We start from the raw sequence: 22604 nt of genomic DNA on the forward strand, positions 1-22604 counted from the left end.
CTTTGCGTAGGAAACTATAATGGCATAGAAACACCTGCGTCTTCTTTTGCAGACTTGACTTTCCTAACGATGAGATACGTTACGGGGTCATTAATTTCCTTATTCCGTTTGTACACTCCAATGAAGAACAACGATCAGGGAAGGATTTTGCATCGGGAAATTCATTGATGAATGGGAAAAAGGTGATTATGTATCTTTCCTCACCCATTTGGAGACTTTCTTTACCGATATTCCGCATGAACTGAATGACCAGACTGAACGTCATTATCAGGTTATCTTCTATCTCGTATTCAAACTGATGGGGCAATTCACGGAAGTGGAGGTGCACAGTACCCGCGGACGTACCGATGCTGTGGTCAAAACACCCAATATGTCTATACCGTTTGAGTTCAATTTAAATGGTTGGTGTGGAATTTAGTGCGAAAACTCGTAATATCAATCGTTGGTTGGTAGAGATGACATAAATATGATAAAAACATTTCGGGAAGAATGGTAGCTACAAACTTCCCGAAATAAAAACCGATACCATTGAAAACAAACATTTATTATCCTCTTTTGGAAACAAGTTTTTCAATCTAATAATATATCTGCCATCTTTAGTATATCTGAACTAATCCTTCTCTTTTGGCTTTGCATTCCAAACCAATAACGCAAAAAGTACCGACAGTAGAGCCGCACCAATCCAGAAGCAATTGATGTAAGTGAAATCATAAACATCGACTCCATTCTGAACAGTCTTCTGACCCTCTATCAGAATACCACTCATTACGTCCTGTAATCCGGCTCCAATATAACTGGCAATGCCGACCACTCCCAATGCAGCACCGGAAGCATTACGGGGAGCAATATCGACTGCCATCAGACCACCCAGAAAACAGATGAGAACTCCGATACCCAACCCGAAAAGAACCATCGCAAGTACATCTACCCCAAAATGTACCCCCGGAACCAACAGGAACAGGCAGAGAGCAAAAACATTCATCAATCCGAATATCAGTGCAGGGACATTACGACGACCACCAAATAGTTTATCAGAAATGATTCCCGAAAACATGGTACCGATGATACCACAGACCGGACAGATGGAAATAATGAAACTGGCATCCAACGTGGAATATCCTTTCTGCGCTTCCAGATAAAAAACGCCCCAGCTATTGATAGCATAACGACTGATATACATAAAAGCACTCGAAAGAGCCAGTATCCAGATGGCAGGCATCAACAAAACCTGGCGTTGAGCCTTATTAAAGTCTGTCGTTTCCGTCACACTCACCTCCTTTTTCTCTTTGGGAGCATTCACAGGAGGAAAGCCCATACTTTCAGGAGTGTCATGAAAGAACTTCCAGACAATCAATGCACCAATCAAACCAACGATACCTGCCCCCAAGAAACCGTATCTCCACCCCAATACACTAACAATAGACGCAACAATCAGAAAAGTCAACGCTTCGCCGATATTGTGGCTGGCAGACCAGAATCCATAGTAGGAACCCCGTTCCTTATCCGTAAACCAGCGGGAAAGCCCTACTACGCAAGAAGCAGCCCCCATAGACTGGAACCAACCGCTAATCCCCCAAAGGAGAGCAAACAGAACAAAAGAATGGATAAAGCCGAGGCACAGGTTCACTAAAGCAGTTACCAGTAGACCGGTAGTCATAAAACGGTTGATATTGCTACGGTCGGCCAAAAAACCATTCGTGAATTTTCCGAGGGCATAAGTAAAGAACAATACCGAACCGATAATTCCCAGTTCCGTTTCAGAGAAGATTCCTTCATCTACGATGGGCTTCTTCACGACATTCAGGCTAAGACGACACACATAGTACATGCCGTAACCGAAAGTGGCTGAAAGGAAAGTAGACCATTTCAAGTATTTCAGGCGACGGGCGTCGGAATGAAGATGCTGTAAGCCTGATGAAGACAAAGCTTCCTCGTTACAAGGCCTCGGTGAAGAGACCTTGTAAAAGTTTATAAATTGTTTCAACATGAGAAAGTCTATTTAATCGTGAAGCTTCTTTTTGCGCAGATACTCCAATAAGAGGGCAGGACGGTCGGTTTGAATTAATTTGGCACCCTGATTAATGATCCATCCCCAGCTTTCGTCCGGTTGATGAAGTTCCACTGCACGGTCGTCATCACGACCACCACATAATTCAGGCCAAAGGGAATTTATAAACAACTTGGAACCTGTATTACGCACTTTTTTTATCAGGTTCAGAACCTCCGGACTATCATTATCAAATACTAACTCATAAGCAGCAGGCTTCATGTGAGTCTGAAAACTGTCAATAATGGCTTCGGCTCCTTTTTTATGCAACTGTACAATAGGCATAAAAATCACTTTATCCAATACAGCGCCGTTTTCGGCTTTCACTTGTTCATAAGGAAGACGGGCTTTGATAACACAGTGGTCAACCGTTCCCGTCTTTTCGAGTACAATATAAACTTCCTGAAAATAATCATACCCCTTATCAATATTTACCATGATCTTACCTTTGCAGAGCAACATCACTTCTTCCAATGTAGGAATCTGATGTCTTGTCTTACAAGCTACTCCATTTTTAAGACGCATCGCTTTCAATTCGGCCAATGTATAATCTTCCACCGGTCCCTTTCCGGTCATGGTGCGATTGATCGTTTTATCATGCATCACTACTAAATGTCCGTCTTTGGTTCTTTTCAAGTCGATCTCCACCATATCGACACCCATATCGATGCAATTCTGTATACCTTGCAATGAGTTTTCCGGGGCATTACGCCAGTCAGCCCGATGAGATACAACCAATATTCTATCCGGATGATTTCCCAGCAGATTTTCTCTGATTTCAGCTATTCTATTTTGGGCAACAGCCAATTGCACCAAACACAGAAGAAGTATGAAGTTATATATCCGTTTCATAAGTTCAACCATTAAATATTTTAATTCAGTTTATTGTTTTTCCAGACTAATTTCTCTCCCCACATTGGTACATAAGTCTGTTTACAGTTAATCCTCGAAGCCCGTTCGAGTGCCATATCCAATGACCACCTCGATTCATCAACACCTGCATGAGCCAGTTCCAAGATATGTGATAACAAGACATAATCCGGTTCCACCTGTCCCGCACCAGAACCCAGAATATTATTTTCGGTCAGTGCATTGGGAGCATAACGCGGTATCAATACATTCACATGAGAAGTCAGATTCGTATATTGTTCCGGTTTATAATTGGAGTCTCCTACATGCATAAAAACGAAATGACCGGTATCTTCCCCGCAATCGATTGAAAACACTGTCACAAAATTAGACAACCCGGCATTGTTATGATCTGTGATACAGGTTTTAATCTTGAATTTTCCAATTTCATAATCCTTATCCCCCTTTGCAGTGTAAGGATATGTCTTGTCTTTCAAATAGTTAGACAACACCGGTTTACCCAAATCAAACATAGCCTGGATAAGATCATTATTATAATGATCGGAATGTTTGTGGGTAACACAGAGAAAATCAATATAAGGTGCCAGTTCTTTCGCCCAACGATGGGAAATATCAATAGCAAAACATCCTGACGGAGTTTTTACCACATATCCCATATTATAGAGTAACCAGATCGCTACCGTACCATTTTCTACTTTTGAGTTTTTAATTCCATCCATCACACGATCAAATGCACTCCGATAAAAATAAAGAATCGGATCACACTTTTCCATACTCGTACTCGCCTGTTCAAAACCATTCAGATAATTGACGAAATAATTATCTTTACATTGATCCGCATATCCCTGGAGCTTGGTCAAAGTAGCGATACGTTCGGTATTGACCATCAAAGGAGAAGAACTCCACAACTGTTGTGCAGTGACATCTACTTCCTCTGCCAGTTGCGTAAGAATTCCTTCATGACCTGTTTCGATACTGCTGTTGTCATCATCATCACAAGCCACAAAACCTATTGCCAAAAGGCAAAACAGCAAATATTGTATTTTTCTTATTATATCCATCTCATTTCTGATTTTTATAGTCACTAATTATTTTATTGAAAGTCTTTCCTCTCCTATTCTCTTCATCGAAAACCGATATATCCAACGTACGTAAGAAAGGAAGATGTACATTATTGCTTACTTTTGACAGTTTGTACCTTGAATATCACCACCACGAATACTCCAGGAGTCTGTCGCTAATGTCTTATTGATAGCAAACGCCTTTACAGAACCGATATTATTAGATCCGATTGTTCCGCAATAAAGCCGTTTGTCCGGACCGATGGTTACAGCTGCCATGACCTGTTGTCCCACAGTCTCCTCAAAAACGATGTTGCCATCGGTGATATCAAGTCCCAGCACTTTGTTATTCGACTGGGTACCGATATAAAGAATGCCATCCGTACTCAAAGCACCTCCAATGTAAGTTAAATTGTTACCCACATTTTTCTCCCAGATTTTAGATCCGCTGGCATTTACTGCATGAACAGTCTTCGATCCCTTTTCTGTAAAATAGATATTACCATCTTTATCAACAATCGGGAAATAAGCGTCTCCTTTTGTAATCGGATACATCCATTTCTTTGTTCCGTTTGTCATATCAACAGCAACAAGTCCACCTCCTCCTTTTAAAGTCGCATAAAGCACCTGATCCTTCAAAGCAAACGCAGCCTGTTCTGTCACATTCACTTCTTCCAATTTCCAGTTCTGCTCTTTATTCGGTTTAAAAGAATAAATAGCTGCGCTCGTACCTGCATAAACATTCCCGGCTTTATCGATAGCCACAGCACTACCGGTTACCCCGTCAAGTGATTGTTGCCATTTAATAGCACCACTCGATGCATCCAACGCATACAGCGTACTCTTATTGGTGAGACAGTAAAGAATACCATCGGCCGACAATGCAGGAAAAGCTCCTATCGCAGCATCCAATTTTACAGCCCACTTTTGAGTTCCGTTCGGATTAATGGCATATACATTATTAATGGCGGCATTTCTTACACACTGATAGATTGTACCATCAGGAGCCACCAATGCACCTCCCCCATAGGTTATCTGACTGATAGCAAACACCCACTTGAATTCACCACTCACTACATCGATAGCAAACAAATGACCTGCAGGAGTGGATGTCGGAATATACATTGTTTTTCCATCCGGAGAGAACACCGGATTGGAGGTCTTTACATATCCGGTAAGCCCACCGAAGTTCAAATCAACAGAATTCCATTTATAATTGCCGACCGTGACAGTCAGACTGCCCGACTCGGTGAAATTATTTACATAAGTCACCGTTACGGTCACTGTATAAGTACCGGTAGTAGCAAAAGCATGCACCGGATTGTTTTCTCCCGATGTCGTACCATCCCCAAAATCCCAACTAACCGATTTCACTTCGCCAGCCATGAAATACATATCATTATACGCAAAGGTAGAAGGCTCCCACACAACCAGTTCCGTACTAGTGAGAATAGGATAGATCAATCCGGGAGTAGCAGACGTTTCCATCGCAATAGAATTGCCTGCAGGATAAACACAGACTACATTGAATGTATATTCCTGATCGTTAGTCAAACCATCAACAATGTATTCTTCCAATGAAATATCATCCAAATTGATAATTTGATTACCGGGATTCACGGTAACCTGATAGCGAGTGAAACGTTCACTTGCAGGTTTCGTCCATCTCAAACGCACTTTTCCATTGCCGGCTGCTGCCGTCAGATCAGAAATCGGATATCTTGCATTCTTCGGCGTACAAGCAACGGTAGTTTTACTGGCCAACCCTCCTGCATAACGAGGTTGTACAGAAAAAGTGTAAGTAACATCATTCACCAGATTATTGATAGTCGCAGTCATTGTTTTTGCATCCACAGTCATCTCACCTCCTTCCTCTTCTGATGATCCGGAAGTCCAAAGAATCAAATATTCATTCGGACGGGCATTCTCATATGCTTCCCAGGAAAGAGTCACATTCATATCGCCGGCAGTTGCTGTCAGCGACTTCAGTTCATATAATTCGAAACTTGCCTTTGGCAGATCTTCTTCACAAGCAGTGAAAACTACCGTGAGAATGAACCACAAGCTATATATTATTTTTTTCATTGTCTGATTTCTTTTAGTTTAATCCGATTAATATCCTGTATTCTGCCACAACAGCTCTGTGTTGTTTATTCTTTCCAATTCCGTTTTTGGAATAGGATATAGGAATTGGTAGTCCTGAATAATATGTCCTTCTGCTTTCACAGCCTCTTTAGCACCTCCCATACGTACCAAATCGAACCAACGCTGTCCCTCATAAGGAAACTCCTGTTGACGTTCCAACATAATCGCTTTACGGAAACTATCCTGATCGGGAAGTTCTGTTATCTGAAGCGGAGACAATCCGGCACGGGTATGTACGGCATTCAAAGCAACCATAGCTTCTGAATTCTGCAAATTGCTATAACTGATTTCATTCAAAGCTTCGGCGTACATCAACAGCACATCGGCATAACGGAGGATAATTTGGTCATTACCGACTGTATTATAGGTCTCACTTTTGACATCTTTAAATTTATTCATTACGCATACTTTGTTTTCCACCTTTACATAGGTAATCAGATCTTTGCGTTTATCCCCATCTTTGTAGCACTCTTTCAAAGCCTTTGTCTGATTGGTATCATCAGTCAGGTTTATAATAGAGAACCAATATCCATGTCCTTCCCCTTCGACATCTTTATTAAAACGAACGGCAAAAATAATCTCGTCATTCATTTTATTGTTCACATCGAAAACCTGTTCGGGAGTAGTCATCAAAGAATATCGACCCACTAGTTGGGATAGCACATTACGGGCTTCCGTCCATTTGTGGAAAGTCAGGTAAATCTTGCCGAGCAATGCCATTGCAGCACCGGAAGTCACACGTCTCATATCGGCACTTGCATAAGAAGACGGCAACATATTTTCATTAATAATCCGATTCAAATCACCGACAAGAAAATCATAAACCTGTTGATCTGAACTACGCCCGATATTAAGAGCTTCAGCCACTGTCACTACCTTATAAGTCATCGGTATTCCTCCCCACAAACGATACATATTAAAATAGGTAAGGGCACGGATAAAAAGAGCTTCGCCTTTATATTGTTTTTTAAGGGTCGCGTCGAAGTTGGCTTCATCAATCCTATCTAATACAAGATTACAACGATAGACTCCATTATTAAAGTTTGCCCAAGCACTTTCGAGAATTCCATTAGAGGCTTTATCTGCAAACTGATCGATATCATAACGATCTTGTGTTCCGGCGGTCGGCGCGCTCAATGTCAGATTATCACTCCGATATTCACAACACTCTATAAAATAGGATACCTGTGTCTGCAATTTGGAATAACATCCCATCACGGCTACATTAAAATCTTCCGCTGTCTTATATACTTTGTCGGTAGGCACACTGCTACTCGGCTCCAAATCAAAGAAACTATCTGTACAGGCAACTGATAAAAAAGCTGTTGACAAGAATAGTATTAGTTTATATTTTTTCATATAACATGTATTTAAAAGATGATTAAAGTGTTATATTCAGCCCAAACAAAAATGTTTTAGCCAATGGATACGTTCCATAGTCCTCACCCGGTGAAAGAGAATTACTCGGACGTGCATTTACTTCCGGATTATATCCGCTATAGTCAGTCGAAGTCCACAAGTTTTGCCCAGAAACGTAAACTCTCAGTTTTTCCACGAAAAAGCGTTGAGTCAGATTCTTCGGCAAGGTATATCCTAACGTTACATTTTGCAATCGCAGATAAGAACCATCTTCCAGATGCCAGGTTGAAGTGCGTCCATTATACCCCTTAGATTTACGATTGGCGCGGTTCACCTGCCCGTTTCCCGTATCTTCCGGACTTCTCCAACGGTTCAAGGCTATAGTGGTGCCGTTGACATTACCTTCCAAGCTATCAATGTAACGACGATTCAGATTCAGAATCTCATTACCACATACTCCTTGAAAATTAAAATCAAGGTCTAATCCCTTAAACCAGACTTTACCACCAAACCCATAGGTAAAATCGGGCATATAGTTACCTACGATCGTACGGTCTTTATCCAAGTCCATCATTCCATCCCCGTCTACATCCACAAAGCGGAAATCTCCCGGATGAGTATTGCTAAAATGAGGATACTTCTTTAATTCCTCTTTATTGGAGAAAATTCCATCCTGCACCAACAGATAATAACATCCGATAGGTTCACCGACTTTTGTTATGTAATAAGCATGAGCTACGCTACCGGTAGATATGATAGGAGCATTACCCGGACCGAGTGCTTTCACTTCGTTCGTATTAGTGGCATAATTGGCATTGAACGAATAACCGAAATCTTTAGTAATATTCTTCTGTGAGGTCAATGCAACTTCCCATCCTCTATTATTTACCTTACCGATATTCATCAATGCGGTGCTATATCCGGTCAAGTGGGGAACCGGTACATTCAACAACATATTAGAAGTGTTGGTATTATAATAATCCACAGTCACTCCCAGCAATCCTTTGAACATCTGCAAATCAACACCCACATTCACCATTGCATTCTTTTCCCAACTCAAATCTGCATTCTTTATGGTACTTGGCTTGTAACCATTCACCAGTTGTCCGTTTCCTGTACCAAGCACATAATTATCCAAAGCCATCAGAGACAAATGATCATAATTGCCAATCTGAAAGTTACCGGTCACTCCATAACTCGCTCTCAACTTCAAATCATCAACAAACGACAGGCTCTTGGTCTTCATAAAGAAGTCTTCTCCGCTTATTCTCCAAGCCAAAGAAGCTGAAGGGAAATATCCCCACCGATTGTTCTTTCCAAAACGGGAAGAACCGTCTGCACGAATCGCTGCCGAAGCCATATATTTACCTTTATAGCTGTACTGCATACGTGCCAGATAAGAAGCAATCGTCCATTGGGTTTTATCAGATGCACCTTTCGTCACCGTACCTCCGGAAATTGTTTGTATATAGTCGTTCGGGAAATCGGTCGCCATCACATTATTCTCCTTTATATGTCTCCTTTTGAGCAGATTGCACTAAGACCACATTGATAGAATGAGCATCTTTAATCGTTGTGTTATAATTGATTTTATTCTCCACCAGCCAATTGAAATAAAAACCTGATGAACTGTAGGCTGTCGGATTTGACTTTACATCATAATACTTCTGCCCCAATAAAGGAAGTTCCGAAGAACGATATTGGTCATTATGAGCACCGTAATAATCGCCACCAAAAGAAATGTTATAGGTAAGCCCTTTATACAATTCCAATTCAGCAAAGACTTTTCCAACAATCGCCATACGGTCTACGACATCCGATTGTAAGTTTGCCATCGCTACCGGATTCAATATGGCATTATGCTGATAGTCATTTCCAATTCTCCAATATCCGTTTCCCTGATAATTATAGCTACCATCTGCATTATACACCGGCCATACCGGAGGCATCATCAATGCCGATTGCACAATACCATTAGCTCCGGAAGCATCTACCCGATTGGAAGTAGAATAGGAAGGCGAGAAATTCAGACCGAATTTCAGTCTTTTATATTTCCCGTCCAAATTCATACGCATACTATATTTCTTAAAGTCGGAATTAATAATAATACCTTCTTTATCATAATAGTTGGCTGAAATGAAATAACCGACTGTTTTTCCTCTGCCGGAAATAGAAACATTGTGACTGGTAGTAGAAGCTGTACGAAAAATAGCATCTTGCCAGTCCGTATCAGTCAATCCCTTATCACCATTCAAATAAGGAAATAGTTCAGTAGGAATGCGCTCCCATGAGTTCGGGCGCATTCCGTTCGGGTCATCCGGTGACCCTCCGGGATTAGCATCCAGATAAGCATTGTCATGACCATCCTTTGCAAATTCTGCAAACTGATATGCATTCATCATTGAAAGTTTCTTCGAAAGACTTTGGATACCATAATATCCATCATACTGCACTTTCATCTTCTCTGATTGTCCCTGCTTGGTCGTAATAATAATGACACCGTTGGAACCGCGACTGCCATAAATAGCTGCCGACGAAGCATCTTTCAAAACTTCCACAGATTCGACATCATTATTATTCAAATTGGCAAATCCACGTTCTACCGGCACACCATCAATAATATAAAGAGGATCACTACCGGCATTAACCGTACTAATACCACGAACACGGATACTTACACTTCCCTCCGGATCACCACTTGGCTGTGTAACCTGTACCCCCGGCATCTTACCCGCCAACGCCTGACGAAAGTCTGAAGCAGAAACGTCCGCAATTTGTTCAGCTTTCACGGAGGAAATAGAAGTAGAAACGTCTCTTTTTCTCTGAACTCCATATCCCACCACTACTACCTCGTCAATCATCTTACTATCTTCTACCAATGTGATTTTCGCTGTATTTTTATCCTTTGCAGAGATATTTACCGTTTTATATCCAATATAAGAGATGGTCAATGTAGCAGACTCCGGTACATTCATGATTGAATAACGTCCGTCAATATCGGTAATCGTACCATTACCTTCTCCCTTAATCTGCACACTGGCACCAATCAACGGTTCTCCTTTATCATCTGCAACAATACCTTGTATAGTACGTGTACGTTGAGCTGTTTCCTCTTTTTTAAGAGGCTGTTTGCTGACAGCAATTGTATGATCGGTCCTATTGAAATAAAGCTGGGTCTGAACCGTAATTTCTTCCAGGATCTGTTTTAATGAAGCATTTTTAATGTCGAAAGAAACTCTCGGAGCCTTGTCCACCGTCTCCTGATCATAGAGAAACTTAAAATTAGTCTGTTTGCTGATTTGATTGAAAACTCTTTCTACCGGCTCGTTTTGCACACGAAGCGTAATATCATGCTCTTTCAATGTCTGAGCAGTAGTCGGAGATATTAAAATGAAGGTGAATAGTAAAAAAGCTAAAAACGGATAGCTATTTTTACTTATCCCTTTACAAATAAGAAGATTATTCATAAATTTGTGCGTTTTAGTAATTGACTAAAGTTATTAAAAACAAGCAATGCGCGATACGTTATTCATTTGGGTCGAAGCTTATGAATATCCGTCCGGATTGCGGATAGAGGCATTCCTTTGGAGTGCTTCTATCATTTTGGGGAGGTTCATGAAGGAGCAAATTTCATCTATTATTTTTTTTAAAGGTTAAACATTATCTATTATCCATCTCATTCTTTATAAAGAAGCACATTGATGCCTTCTTTCCTGTATTTGATATCACCACTGATAAATTCAATGGATTTTAGTACCGCTTCCAAACTCTTGTTATCATGTTCACCGGTAATCAAGTTGTTGAAATCCTGACCGGGAGCAAAAGTAATCCGACAATTATATATCCGTTCGAGTTCTTTTGCCACATCGCGGATAGGTGTGCTGTAAAAACGTAACCCGCCTTTCATCCAGGCAGCTACTTCTCTATCCTCAGTTTTCTTACTATATTCTCCGGAAACGGTATTGATACGTACCTGTTCTTTAGCAGTCAACCTCATCATCGCTTCCGGCAAATCAACCTGTACCTTACCACTTTCCACACTCACAGACACAATTTCATCTGTTGAATAGGATTTTACATCAAACCGGGTACCTAACACCTGAACATCCAGACGCTTCGTCCTTACAACAAATGGCATCTTCTCATTGCGGGCAACACGGAAATATCCCTCACCTTCAAGTTCCACTTCACGGAGATCTCCAACAAAACGATCCGGATAACGCACTTGCGAACAAGAATTCAGAACCAGAAGAGTCCCATCCGGCAAAATCACTTGCCTTTTCTCACCAAAGGAAGTGGTGATTTCAGCCAGTGTAACCTCTTGTCGATTCATATACCGGAAAAAGTTGGCACTCCCTATGATAATGGCTATTACAGCTGCTATACTGACGGCTGCCGCAGATGCCCGGTGGAGCCATGTACGTTTTTTGTGTTCAATACGCTTCAGCAATTGGCGTGCCTCTCTCTTATATTTCTCTCGCTCCAAATCATTACCAAGTTTCAGATTCCCGGATTCTTCCCAAATCTCTGCTGCCAGTTCATCCAAGATATCTTGGTATTCTGAATCCTTAATACTTTGCAGCAACTGCGAAGCATCTTCTCGGGTATAAAAATCATCCAAGTAGCGATGCAATTTATCTTTTTCTGTCTTAGTATCTTTCATCATCTATTCAAAATAGGGATATTAATTTCCTTCCCTTTGTATAAGTAATACACAAAAGTAAAAAAGATCTAGGGTGTAGTTAACATTTATTATAAATTCAAGCACACTAGAATCAAAAGTACATCGGCTGATGTACTTGAATATTTAGTCAAGTAGGAACGAATCACTTTTAGAGAAAGAGAAATATGTTCTTGCACAGTATGAACAGAAACACCCAATGCTTCGGCTATTTCTTTATGCGACATCTGAAGCTCACGGCTCATTTTGAATACCTCACGCTGGCGGGGCGTTAATTGCTCCAATGCACGGGCAATAATCTCTTTCAAATCATTGAGCAGAACATAATTATTCGTTTCGTTTGTTGAATCAATCGCTTGAGAAAGAATCTGTTCTTTCAGATGATCTTCATTGGCCATGTCCCGCAATTGATTCAAAATACGATTGCGCACAATAGTATAAAGATAGGAAGAAAAAGAGACTTCGGGATTGATGAAACGCCGAGTTTGCCAGACTACTGTAAATGCATCCTGGAAAATGTCTTCCGCAAATTCACGGGACTTGACGAATTTCAGGGCGAAGTAAAGCAAACGATTTTTATAAGCGGCATAAAGTTCGCAAAAGGCCTCTTCATCTCCGTCTATCAGGCGAAGAACTAATTCCCGATCATTTATAAGAGTGTCTGTTGCGTACATATTTTCTTTATTTTGGGTACAAAGGTATTGTTATGATGTTACAAACGTATGTATTTTTTCTGAAATAAAAAAATAAAAGCGATCTCACACTTTCGATGAGACCGCTTTTATTTTATCCATTATTCAAAACCGGACATTATCAGAGCAATCGTTATTTCCCTTTTTTATAATTCTCCAACCCCGTCTGTAAGAAATCGATATACTTGGAGATGTCCTCGTCATAAGCGTATGACTTGTTCAGCGGTTTGGCTTCATTGTCCAACAATACGTAGAAGGGTTGGGCATTGGCACCAAACTTCACACGTTGCAAATAACTCCACTTATCACCAATGGTACGCAGTTTGCGTTCGGTACCGTTTTCAACGACCGTGATAGGCTCAGGCAATGCTGTTTTCTCGTCTACATAAAGTGTAATCAATACGTAATCGTTATTAATCAAATCACTCACTTTCGGGTCTGTCCATACCGCTGCTTCCATCTTACGGCAGTTTACGCAACCATATCCGGTAAAATCGAGCATAACCGGTTTTCCATTCAGACGGGCATATTCCATTCCTAAATCATAGTCATCGAATTTCGCGTGTACATCATTCTTATACAAATTGAAGTCTTGTGTCTGCATAGGCGGAGCAAATGCAGATACGGCTTTCAATGGTGCTCCCCACAAACCGGGAACCATATATACGGCAAATGCTAAAGAGATTAATGCCATAAAGAAGCGGGTTACTCCCACCTTATTATCATCGTCATCGTGCGGGAACTTGATCTTGCCCAACAAGTAGAATCCAAGCATGGCAAAGATGACAATCCATAAAGCCAAGAATGTTTCGCGGTCAAGCAATCTCCAACCATAAGCCAAATCAGCCACTGACAAGAATTTAAGCGCAAATGCCAATTCAAGGAAACCTAATGTAACCTTAATAACATTCATCCATCCACCAGACTTCGGCATCGATTTAAGCCAAGACGGGAACAAGGCGAAAAGCGTGAATGGCAACGCCAAAGCAATGGCAAATCCCAACATACCAATTGCCGGGGCAACTACACTTCCTGTTGTAGACACTTGTACCAGCAGGAACCCGATAATCGGACCCGTACAAGAGAAAGATACCAATGAAAGTGTGAAAGCCATCAGGAAGATACTTAACAGTCCAGTCGTAGACTCAGCTTTGCTATCTACTGCATTCCCCCACTTCGACGGCAATCTGATTTCAAACGCTCCAAAGAATGAAGCAGCAAAGATCACCAGCATCAGGAAGAAGAGAATGTTGAAAATAGCATTAGTAGATAAAGCGTTTAATGCACTGGCACCGAAAATCAAGGTAATAGCCAAGCCCAATGCTACATAAATCACTACGATAGATGCACCGTATGTCCATGCATCACGAATTCCTTTCTTTTTATCTTTGCTCCGTTTCAAGAAGAAACTGACTGTCATCGGAATAATCGGCCAAACACAAGGAGTAAACAAAGCCAACAATCCGCCTAGGAAACCTGTAATGAATATATATATCCAAGACATATCTTTCTGACCATGATCTTCTCCCAAGGCTTGTAAATCGCTGATCACCGGTTTCCAAAGATCACCGGATGCAACAGTCGGCTGAATGTCCGTAGCAGTTTCCGTTGTAGTTGCAGGAACCTGTTCCACCAACACAGAAGAATCTTTCGCAGCAACAGGAACAGGCTCTTCTTTTGGCTTATCCACTACCTTCTGCTCCGGTTGCCCAGTTTTCGTTGCAGTAGCATTGCCGGCTTTCACCTCTCCTGAAAACTTGAAAGGCACTTGGGTAGGAGGCAGACAACTCTCGTCATTACAAGCTCCATATTCCAGATAACCCTCAATTAGGTAAGCTCCACCCGTGAATTTTACTTTCTGCACAAACTTCGCCGTGTTCTCGAAATAACGTACCTTCATTTCAAATAATTTATCGAAAGTAGATACTTCGTTGCCTACAGGCTTCAGTTTTCCAACAAGCTCGACACCGGATTTATTATCAACATTAAATGTTGCGGAAATAGGACCTCCATCTCCCAAATCGGTAGAATAAACATGCCAACCCTTATCAATGGTAGCTGTAAACACCACCTCTGCCTCCGTATCGGAGAGAGGCGTCAACTCTGTTTTAAACTTTACAGGATCTTTGATCTGCGCTTGCAAAGCATATACAACAAAGCTTAAAAGCAGGAATAAAATTGTCTTTCTCATCTTTATTATCGGATTTTATAATTCATAGTCTACACATGCACGTTTTTCTTTCGTTTCAGCTAAAATCTTGCCGGCAGCGACATGGTCAGGATGTGTTGCGTAAAATTTCACATCTTCCAATGTATCAAATTCACTGTAAAGAGCAATATTCCATGCTTCGCCGGGATTGATATTCAATCCGACTTCTACCTTGCGAATGACAGGAATTTTGGCAGGAAGAGCTTCGATCGCTTCCTTGAATTTAGTCATGACTATCCGTTTCTCTTCAGCAGGAACTTCGTCTTTTAACTTAAATAATACAATGTGTTTTACCATTACGTTGTTATTTTAATGAATTGTTTCTATATTTGTCTGGCTAAAGACTTTAGCACATTAGATTAATAATTATGCAAAATTACTTCATTTAATTCAAATATACATTTAAAGAAATGTTAATTATAGGAATAGCAGGTGGAACGGGATCCGGAAAAACCACCGTTGTACGGAAAATTATAGAAAGCCTCCCAGCAGGGGAAGTTGTACTCTTGCCACAAGATTCATACTACAAGGACAGTAGCCATGTGCCGGTTGAAGAACGCCAGAATATCAATTTTGACCATCCGGACGCTTTTGAATGGAGTCTGCTTTCCAAGCATATTATGACGCTAAAAGAAGGAAAGAGCATCGAACAGCCTACCTATTCTTATCTCACATGTACCCGTCAGCCCGAAACGATTCACATCGAACCTCGTGAAGTGGTTATCATTGAAGGGATCCTTGCCTTATGTGACAAAAAGTTACGCAATATGATGGACCTCAAAATATTTGTTGATGCCGATCCTGACGAACGTCTGATACGTGTTATCCAAAGAGATGTTATCGAACGGGGACGTACTGCCGAAGCTGTCATGGAACGCTATACGCGGATTTTAAAGCCTATGCACCTGCAATTTATCGAACCTTGCAAACGATATGCCGACCTTATTATACCGGAAGGAGGCAATAATAAGATAGCTATTGACATACTGACCATGTACATCAAGAAGCACCTTAAACATTAAAATTATAAATTAAAAATCAAAGAATGAGTGTCAAAACACTGAGTATTCCTTTATTCTTTATTTTATTTTGTTGTATGCTCGGATGCCGGAATAAGTATCACAACAAGATGAACGAAACTGCGTATGATCTTCCACAAATAAAAGATAGTGGTGAACTCGTTGTATTGACATTATATAGCTCCACTTCCTATTTCATTTATCGGGGACAAGAAATGGGATTCCAGTATGAACTTAGTGAACAGTTCGCCAAAAGTTTAGGACTGAAGCTTAGATTTGAAGTAGCCAATAACGTTGATGAACTGATCCAAAAATTACTGGCAGGCGAAGGGGACATGATTGCCTACAATCTGCCCGTCACTAAAAAATGGAAAGACAGTCTTCTTTATTGTGGTGAAGATATCATCACTCATCAGGTAATCGTTCAACAAGGAAGAGGGAAACAGAAGCCTTTAAAAGATGTAACCGAACTGATCGGAAAAGATATATACGTAAAACCTGGAAAATATTACGACCGCCTTGTCAATCTGAACAGCGAATTAGGAGAAGGTATCCGGATTCATGAAGTCACCAACGACAGTATCACCATTGAGGACTTGATTACACAAGTGGCGCAAGGAAAAATTTCATATACGGTGGCCGACAATAATTTGGCAAAACTGAATAAGACTTATTATCCCAGTTTAAATATCGACCTGTCCATCAGCTTCGACCAACGATCTTCGTGGGCGGTACGAAAAAGTAGTCCCGAACTGGCAGCCGCAGCTACTAAATGGCATCAAGAAAACATGACTTCTCCTGCCTATACAGCCAGTATGAAACGCTATTTCGAAAATAGTAAAATGATGCACCACTCTCCTATTCTTTCATTGAAAGAGGGAAAAATATCTCATTATGATGATTTATTCAGAAAGTATGCCGAAAATATCGGATGGGATTGGCGTATGCTAGCATCACTGGCTTATACTGAATCTAATTTCGACACCACAGCTGTATCTTGGGCAGGTGCCAAAGGGCTCATGCAGTTAATGCCTGCCACCGCCCGGGCAATGGGAGTACCACCCGGCAAGGAACAGAATCCGGAGGAAAGTGTGAAAGCGGCTATTAAATATATCGCTGCCACCGACCGCAGTTTCAGCATGATTCCTGACAAACAGGAACGACTAAACTTCATTTTGGCATCTTATAATGCCGGTTTAGGGCATATATATGATGCAATGGCTCTAGCTGAAAAATATGGGAAAAACAAACTGGTTTGGAAAGATAATGTAGAAAACTTCATCTTGCTCAAAAGTAATGAAGAATACTTCACCGATCCCGTCTGTAAAAACGGATATTTCCGTGGTATCGAGACTTGCAAATTCGTTCGTGATATTATGTCTCGCTACGAATCCTACAAAAGGAAAATCAAAGCATGAGATAAATCAGACTGTTTCTATTCCTTTATCAAATAAGCACACACAGGGACATTCATTAAATATTATAAAATGAGCCAACTAATTCATACACAAATTATTGCGAATTAGTTGGCTTTTTAGTATCTTTAGGTATTCCCCCGAAAACAAGGTTTGACGGCCCAAACGGGGGAAATTCCCCAACTAAGATATGGCTAAGATACAAAAAATTTCAGAAATCCACCCAACTTTGGGCTTTACAGAATTTGATATTCTGGAAAAATACCGCAAGAGTTTTCATGAGAGTGAGCTTGGCAGGCTTCATTCGGTCTTTCCATTTGATCGTATGGCAAAAGCCGCAGGCCTGTCTGAACAACGTTTGGGCCGCAGGAACATATTCAGTCCTTCCGCAAAGATCGCCCTTATGGTCCTGAAGGCATACACCGGATTCTCCGACAGGAAACTGGTGGAACATCTGAACGGGAACATACACTACCAGATGTTCTGTGGCATCATGATCCCCCCGTCCCTTCCCATAACCAACTTCAAGATAGTCAGTGCCATCCGTAATGAGATAGCATCCCGCCTTGACATTGATTCCTTCCAGGAGATCCTGGCTTCACACTGGAAACCTTATCTTGATAACCTTCACGTCTGCATGACCGATGCCACATGCTATGAGAGCCACATGCGTTTTCCTACGGACATGAAACTCCTTTGGGAAAGCATCGAATGGCTCTACAGTCATATATGCCGGCATTGCAGGGATCTGGGCATAAGGCGTCCGCGCAACAAATACAGGAATGTGGCGGAATCCTATCTGTCCTACTGCAAGAAAAGAAAGAGGAGAGCTTCAAGGACAAGAATGCTTAAGCGCCGTATGATCAAGCTTCTTGAAAAGCTCCTCAGTCAAAGGGATGGGCTCCATAGCGAGTACGGTGCTTTACTCCGATATACACAGGATTACCATAAGCGTCTTTCCATCATCAGAAAGGTGCTTGTACAGGAAAAGGAAATGTTTGAAGGGCGAAAAGTCAGTGACCGCATCATCAGCATCGACCGTCATTATGTACGTCCCATCGTCAGAGGCAAGGAAACCAAGTCCGTCGAGTTCGGTGCAAAGGTCAATAATATACAGATAGACGGCATATCGTTCATCGAACACCTCTCGTTCAAGGCTTTCAATGAGGGGATACGCTTGAAGGACTGTATCCGTATGCAGCAGAAGCTGATGAATGTAAGGGTAAGATGTGTGGCTGCCGATTCCATATATGCCAATAATGCCAACAGAAAGTTCTGTACTAAATATGGGATATCCACATCCTTTGTGCGCAAGGGAAGGGAGGGCAAAGATGAGCCTTTGAGGAAGCTGCTTAGAAGCGAACTCTCAAAAGAAAGGGCCACACGGCTTGAAGGAAGCTTCGGCACTCAAAAGCAACATTACTCGCTCGCAAGGATAAAGGCAAGGAACAAGAAGACGGAAATCCTGTGGATTTTCTTCGGAATACATACAGCAAATGCCATACTGGTGATTGACAAGATCAGGAACAGAACGGGGAAAGCTGCATGATATGAGTTTACTGAAAGAATCAGAAGAGGTCAGAAGACTTCTTCCGGAACTTCATGTATTGTCAGATAAGGGGTCACCGGTAAAGTCTTGTGGGGTCATCGATAAAATCCTGTGGTTTTATGCATAAATTTTAGTTAGTCTATACAAGAAAAAGGGTATGTCTATAACCCCTCTAAGTTGTGCTCTGAACTGTTTAACTTTCGCATTAAATGATTCTGCAGCAGCATTTGATGCCCTATTAATATAGAAGTTTAGTATCTGCTCACTTCTGTCATATAATGTAGCAGCTATTGTGTTAAACGAGTCAAATCCAGATTGTTCTACTTCTTGATACCACTTCGCTAAATTGGTTCTTGCTCCTGCCTTTATCGATCGTTTATTAAAAATCATTCTTAAAGAATGACTAAGTGAATATGCCCGTTTAATATCCGGATATTCTCTGAATAAGACTGTAGCTCTGAGCTTCTGTGCTTCAGTCCATTTTTCAGCAGATTTGAAAAGCAGATACCGGCTCCTTGCCAATAATTCCTTGCGTGTATCACCATTCTCAAAGGTAAAAGGGGTATATTTCTTTTTCAGACCTTTAGCTTCCTGCCTGACATCAGTCTCTTCTTGTATAGCTTCCCAACGGTGTCCGATTCTAATTTCCTGTACAGCATCACACGCCAGCTTTTGAATATGGAAGCGATCTATCACACGGATAGCCGAGGTGAAACATCTGCGAACGATCTTGCGCATACTTTCTGACAAATCAAGAGTGACCTCCCGCACCATCCGAAGTGCTTCTTCAGGGATTTGTTCTAGCACAGCTATGACATCGTCAGCCTTGGTACCCTTGACAATAGCCACGATAGCACCTTTACCACCGTGTGCCTCTCTGTTGATGATTATAGTATATAACTCACCATTAGAAAGGGAAGTTTCATCAATACTCAAGTACGGTCCCAGGTTCTCGGAAAACAGCAGCCAGTTTGCGGCATGGGACAGTTGATCCCACATGCGGTAGTCACTTAGATACTCTTTATATTGCCGCTCAAACTGATCACCGTCAATATGATAATAACGTTCAAGAGAGCGGGCCGTAATCGGGTATTTCTCCAAGCAATCCTTTTAAAAAAGACGCGAATTCTTTTGAATGTCGCGTTCCCTGAGCGGTAAGCTCAAAAGTGTTACAGATGATAGAACCAGTTTCCTTGTCGAGCCATTTACGACGCCGTACACATAAGCTTACCTTACGGTCACGGATAGGAAAATCACGAATATAAACCGGAGGAAGAAAACCTTTGGACTCTAAAGAGTGAACCCTAGAGGACAAGGGAGGAAGATTTTGCTCATCTAAATGAATGGTTAACATTTCAGCGGTGTTCTCTATTTTAACAATATCAAAACACTCCAACAGGTCAGCTGGGAGTATGAAGCGAGCAAGAACTAAAAGAGTATCGTAACTAGTCATAAGAGTTTTTTGAAGGCAAAGATAAGAATTGGAGAGAAGAAGACCACATGATTTTACCGGTGAACCCCAATAGGTCTCAAATTCATAAAATCACCCTCATTACAATAAACTGCATTCCAAAAGATTGAACACAAAACTTAAGGAGTGCAGTTCATTCATGTAGTGAGGATGATCTCCCGTTTTAAAGAATTCCTGAAAATATTTATTTTCTCAGTATTAGATAGACTATTTGGGTAGAACAATCTAATATATATAAGCCAGAAAAAACTCAAAAGAAAAATCCTCTAATTAGTTTCAAAGGAAAAATCGACCTAATTATTTAAATTATTAGCATTACTTTTCCATCCTGAAGAGTAATAGAACCCTTATGCCTAATTGAATAATTTTGAAGAAGTCGTAATAGGACTTGGTATTTTTATACCCAAAAGTATATTTTCTACTGTTCCCATAGGTTATTCAAAGGCTATTAAGTATATATTTTATTGCATGTGCGATGCAAAGTTATGAATAAAATTGAAATATACAAGATCTTTTTTATTTTAATTCAATATTGTCCTAAATAAATTGGGGGGAACAAATAAAAAGGAAGTAGAACTAAGGTAAAATGACTACCTTAGTAGCGAGCTACCAACTCATCTACTTCCTATGGCAAATATAACACTTTTCGCACAGGTAATATCACATCTCCCGAAAGAAAATATCAGGAAAATCATAAAATCTTCGGGGTCAGACAAGCATTGCAAGGGCTACAATACATGGAGTCAGTTTGTTAGCATGATTTTCAGCCAATTCTCAGGATGTGATTCAGTCAGAGATATCTCAAACGGGCTGAAATCAGCCACCGGCAACCTCAATCATTTGGGAATCAACCGTGCACCATCCAAGTCAACGGTAGCATATCAGAACGCCAACCGAGACAGTTCGGTTTTTCGCGGCATATTCTACTCGTTGTTTCAGTATTTCGGACAGCAAGCCCTATGGCAACGAAGAAAGTTCCGTTTCAAGATGCCGATAAAACTGCTCGACTCCACATTGGTGTCATTGACTCTGTCAATATATGACTGGGCACATTACACTACCACCAAGGGGGCGGTCAAGATGCACACGCTATTGGACTATGACAGTCTTTTGCCGGAGTTCGTGAATATCACCGATGGCAAAACCACCGACAACAAAGCTGCTTTTGATATTGAGTTACATCCGTATAGTATTGTAGTAGCCGACCGAGGCTACTGTGACTACTCATTGCTGAATAATTGGGACAGCAGCAACGTGTTCTTTGTAGTGCGTCATAAAGACAATATCCGGTACAAAGCCATAGAGGAGTTGCCTTTGCCTGAAAAACACGCTCAGAATGTACTTATTGACGAAATAATCGAGTTCGAACTCTCGGCGGCCAAATCCAAATATCCCAAACGTTTACGTCGCATCGCAGTATGGAACGATGAACACGGTTTTGAAATTGAGTTACTCACAAACAACTTCACATTGGCAGCATCAAGCATAGCGGCTCTGTACAAGGCTCGGTGGAACATAGAAATCTTCTTTCGCAACCTCAAGCAACTGCTACGCATCAAGAGCTTTATCGGCACATCCCGCAATGCCGTAGAGACCCAAATATGGACTGCTATGACTACAATGCTGATTCTGACATGGCTAAAGCACATCGCAAGATACAAATGGGCATTGGCTAACCTTGTGGTCACGCTCCGGCTGAACACATTTACCAAAATCGACCTCCAAAAATGGCTTGATCAACCATTTACACCACCTCCCGAAACCATCGAAAACGATTAGGGGGGATTGATTTTGAACTCTCGAGGCTATACTTAACAGTATAGTCAGTTAGCTCATGCTCAAAATTTATTTAGGACAATATTGATTTTAATTATCAACAAATACACGACTCTTTCCATTTAAAACTGTTTTGTTCTCTCAAAAATGGTCTTATTTTTTATAGGCCGAGCATCTAAGGATATCGGTTGACACTGATTTACCATAATCTGTTGGTGAAATCCGTATTTTATGGTAAAAAATGCCTAAATTTGCGTACAGCGATGCCGAAGCACCACTTTCGATGTTTCTTTTTCATCGAATATTATTT

At 41.1% G+C, this 22604-nt stretch carries 15 protein-coding genes and 2 pseudogenes; 5 read left to right on the top strand and 12 right to left on the bottom strand.

What is annotated here, in order from left to right; translation table 11 throughout:
* Nucleotides 1-53: 53 nt before the first annotated feature.
* Nucleotides 54-464: pseudogene (locus AB9N12_RS01180) on the top strand (PD-(D/E)XK nuclease domain-containing protein); the annotation flags it as partial.
* Nucleotides 465-610: 146 nt separating this feature from the next.
* Here AB9N12_RS01180 and AB9N12_RS01185 read toward each other — a convergent pair.
* The 10 genes and pseudogenes from AB9N12_RS01185 to AB9N12_RS01230 form a co-directional block, all read right to left on the bottom strand.
* Nucleotides 611-1987: an MFS transporter gene (locus tag AB9N12_RS01185; protein ID WP_369889111.1), complete on the bottom strand. Its 1377-nt coding sequence runs from the start codon at nucleotides 1985-1987 to the stop codon at nucleotides 611-613.
* Nucleotides 1988-1999: 12 nt separating this feature from the next.
* Nucleotides 2000-2899, bottom strand: coding sequence for a glycerophosphodiester phosphodiesterase family protein (locus AB9N12_RS01190; RefSeq protein ID WP_369889112.1), 900 nt, complete (start codon nucleotides 2897-2899; stop codon nucleotides 2000-2002).
* A 20-nt stretch (nucleotides 2900-2919) separates the two neighbouring features.
* Nucleotides 2920-3978, bottom strand: coding sequence for an MBL fold metallo-hydrolase (locus AB9N12_RS01195; protein ID WP_369889113.1), 1059 nt, complete (start codon nucleotides 3976-3978; stop codon nucleotides 2920-2922).
* A gap of 117 nt (nucleotides 3979-4095) precedes the next feature.
* Nucleotides 4096-6063: a PQQ-binding-like beta-propeller repeat protein gene (locus AB9N12_RS01200; protein WP_369889114.1), complete on the bottom strand. Its 1968-nt coding sequence runs from the start codon at nucleotides 6061-6063 to the stop codon at nucleotides 4096-4098.
* 27 nt (nucleotides 6064-6090) lie between these two features.
* On the bottom strand, nucleotides 6091-7482 hold the full coding sequence (locus AB9N12_RS01205) for a RagB/SusD family nutrient uptake outer membrane protein (protein WP_369889115.1): 1392 nt from the start codon (nucleotides 7480-7482) through the stop codon (nucleotides 6091-6093).
* Nucleotides 7483-7504: 22 nt separating this feature from the next.
* Nucleotides 7505-10949: pseudogene (locus AB9N12_RS01210) on the bottom strand (TonB-dependent receptor).
* 209 nt (nucleotides 10950-11158) lie between these two features.
* The gene (locus AB9N12_RS01215; protein WP_369889116.1) at nucleotides 11159-12148 is read right to left on the bottom strand and encodes a FecR family protein; all 990 of its coding nucleotides are present in this window, start codon (nucleotides 12146-12148) and stop codon (nucleotides 11159-11161) included.
* Between the two features lie 86 nt (nucleotides 12149-12234).
* Nucleotides 12235-12837 (bottom strand): RNA polymerase sigma-70 factor, encoded by a 603-nt coding sequence (locus tag AB9N12_RS01220; RefSeq protein WP_369889117.1) that lies wholly within the window; start codon nucleotides 12835-12837, stop codon nucleotides 12235-12237.
* Between the two features lie 151 nt (nucleotides 12838-12988).
* Nucleotides 12989-15046 carry a cytochrome c biogenesis protein CcdA gene (locus AB9N12_RS01225; RefSeq protein ID WP_369889118.1) on the bottom strand — a complete coding sequence of 686 codons (2058 nt, stop codon included), beginning with the start codon at nucleotides 15044-15046 and terminating at the stop codon, nucleotides 12989-12991.
* A gap of 15 nt (nucleotides 15047-15061) precedes the next feature.
* A complete protein-coding gene (locus AB9N12_RS01230; RefSeq protein ID WP_369889119.1) occupies nucleotides 15062-15361 on the bottom strand; it encodes a Dabb family protein in 300 nt (99 codons plus the stop codon).
* Nucleotides 15362-15474: 113 nt separating this feature from the next.
* Between AB9N12_RS01230 and udk the strand changes: the two genes are divergently transcribed.
* From udk to AB9N12_RS01245, 3 genes are all read left to right on the top strand, one after another.
* Nucleotides 15475-16086 (top strand): uridine kinase, encoded by a 612-nt coding sequence (gene udk, locus AB9N12_RS01235; RefSeq protein WP_369889120.1) that lies wholly within the window; start codon nucleotides 15475-15477, stop codon nucleotides 16084-16086.
* A gap of 23 nt (nucleotides 16087-16109) precedes the next feature.
* Nucleotides 16110-17501 carry a transporter substrate-binding domain-containing protein gene (locus tag AB9N12_RS01240; protein ID WP_369889121.1) on the top strand — a complete coding sequence of 464 codons (1392 nt, stop codon included), beginning with the start codon at nucleotides 16110-16112 and terminating at the stop codon, nucleotides 17499-17501.
* Nucleotides 17502-17688: 187 nt separating this feature from the next.
* On the top strand, nucleotides 17689-19047 hold the full coding sequence (locus tag AB9N12_RS01245) for a transposase (RefSeq protein ID WP_369889122.1): 1359 nt from the start codon (nucleotides 17689-17691) through the stop codon (nucleotides 19045-19047).
* Nucleotides 19048-19164: 117 nt separating this feature from the next.
* Here the strand turns inward: AB9N12_RS01245 and AB9N12_RS01250 are convergent, their stop codons facing one another.
* Both AB9N12_RS01250 and AB9N12_RS01255 read right to left on the bottom strand, forming a co-directional pair.
* Nucleotides 19165-20148: a transposase gene (locus AB9N12_RS01250; protein WP_369889123.1), complete on the bottom strand. Its 984-nt coding sequence runs from the start codon at nucleotides 20146-20148 to the stop codon at nucleotides 19165-19167.
* Nucleotides 20114-20500, bottom strand: coding sequence for a hypothetical protein (locus tag AB9N12_RS01255; protein ID WP_369888972.1), 387 nt, complete (start codon nucleotides 20498-20500; stop codon nucleotides 20114-20116). The genes AB9N12_RS01250 and AB9N12_RS01255 overlap by 35 nt, the downstream gene beginning before the upstream one ends.
* Before the next feature lie 645 nt (nucleotides 20501-21145).
* On the opposite strand from AB9N12_RS01255, the gene AB9N12_RS01260 reads away from it, so the two are divergent.
* A complete protein-coding gene (locus AB9N12_RS01260; RefSeq protein ID WP_369888970.1) occupies nucleotides 21146-22297 on the top strand; it encodes an IS4 family transposase in 1152 nt (383 codons plus the stop codon).
* The last annotated feature ends 307 nt before the right edge of the window (nucleotides 22298-22604 follow it).

It is taken from the genome of Bacteroides sp. AN502(2024), assembly GCF_041227145.1.
In the GTDB taxonomy this organism is placed as follows: domain Bacteria; phylum Bacteroidota; class Bacteroidia; order Bacteroidales; family Bacteroidaceae; genus Bacteroides.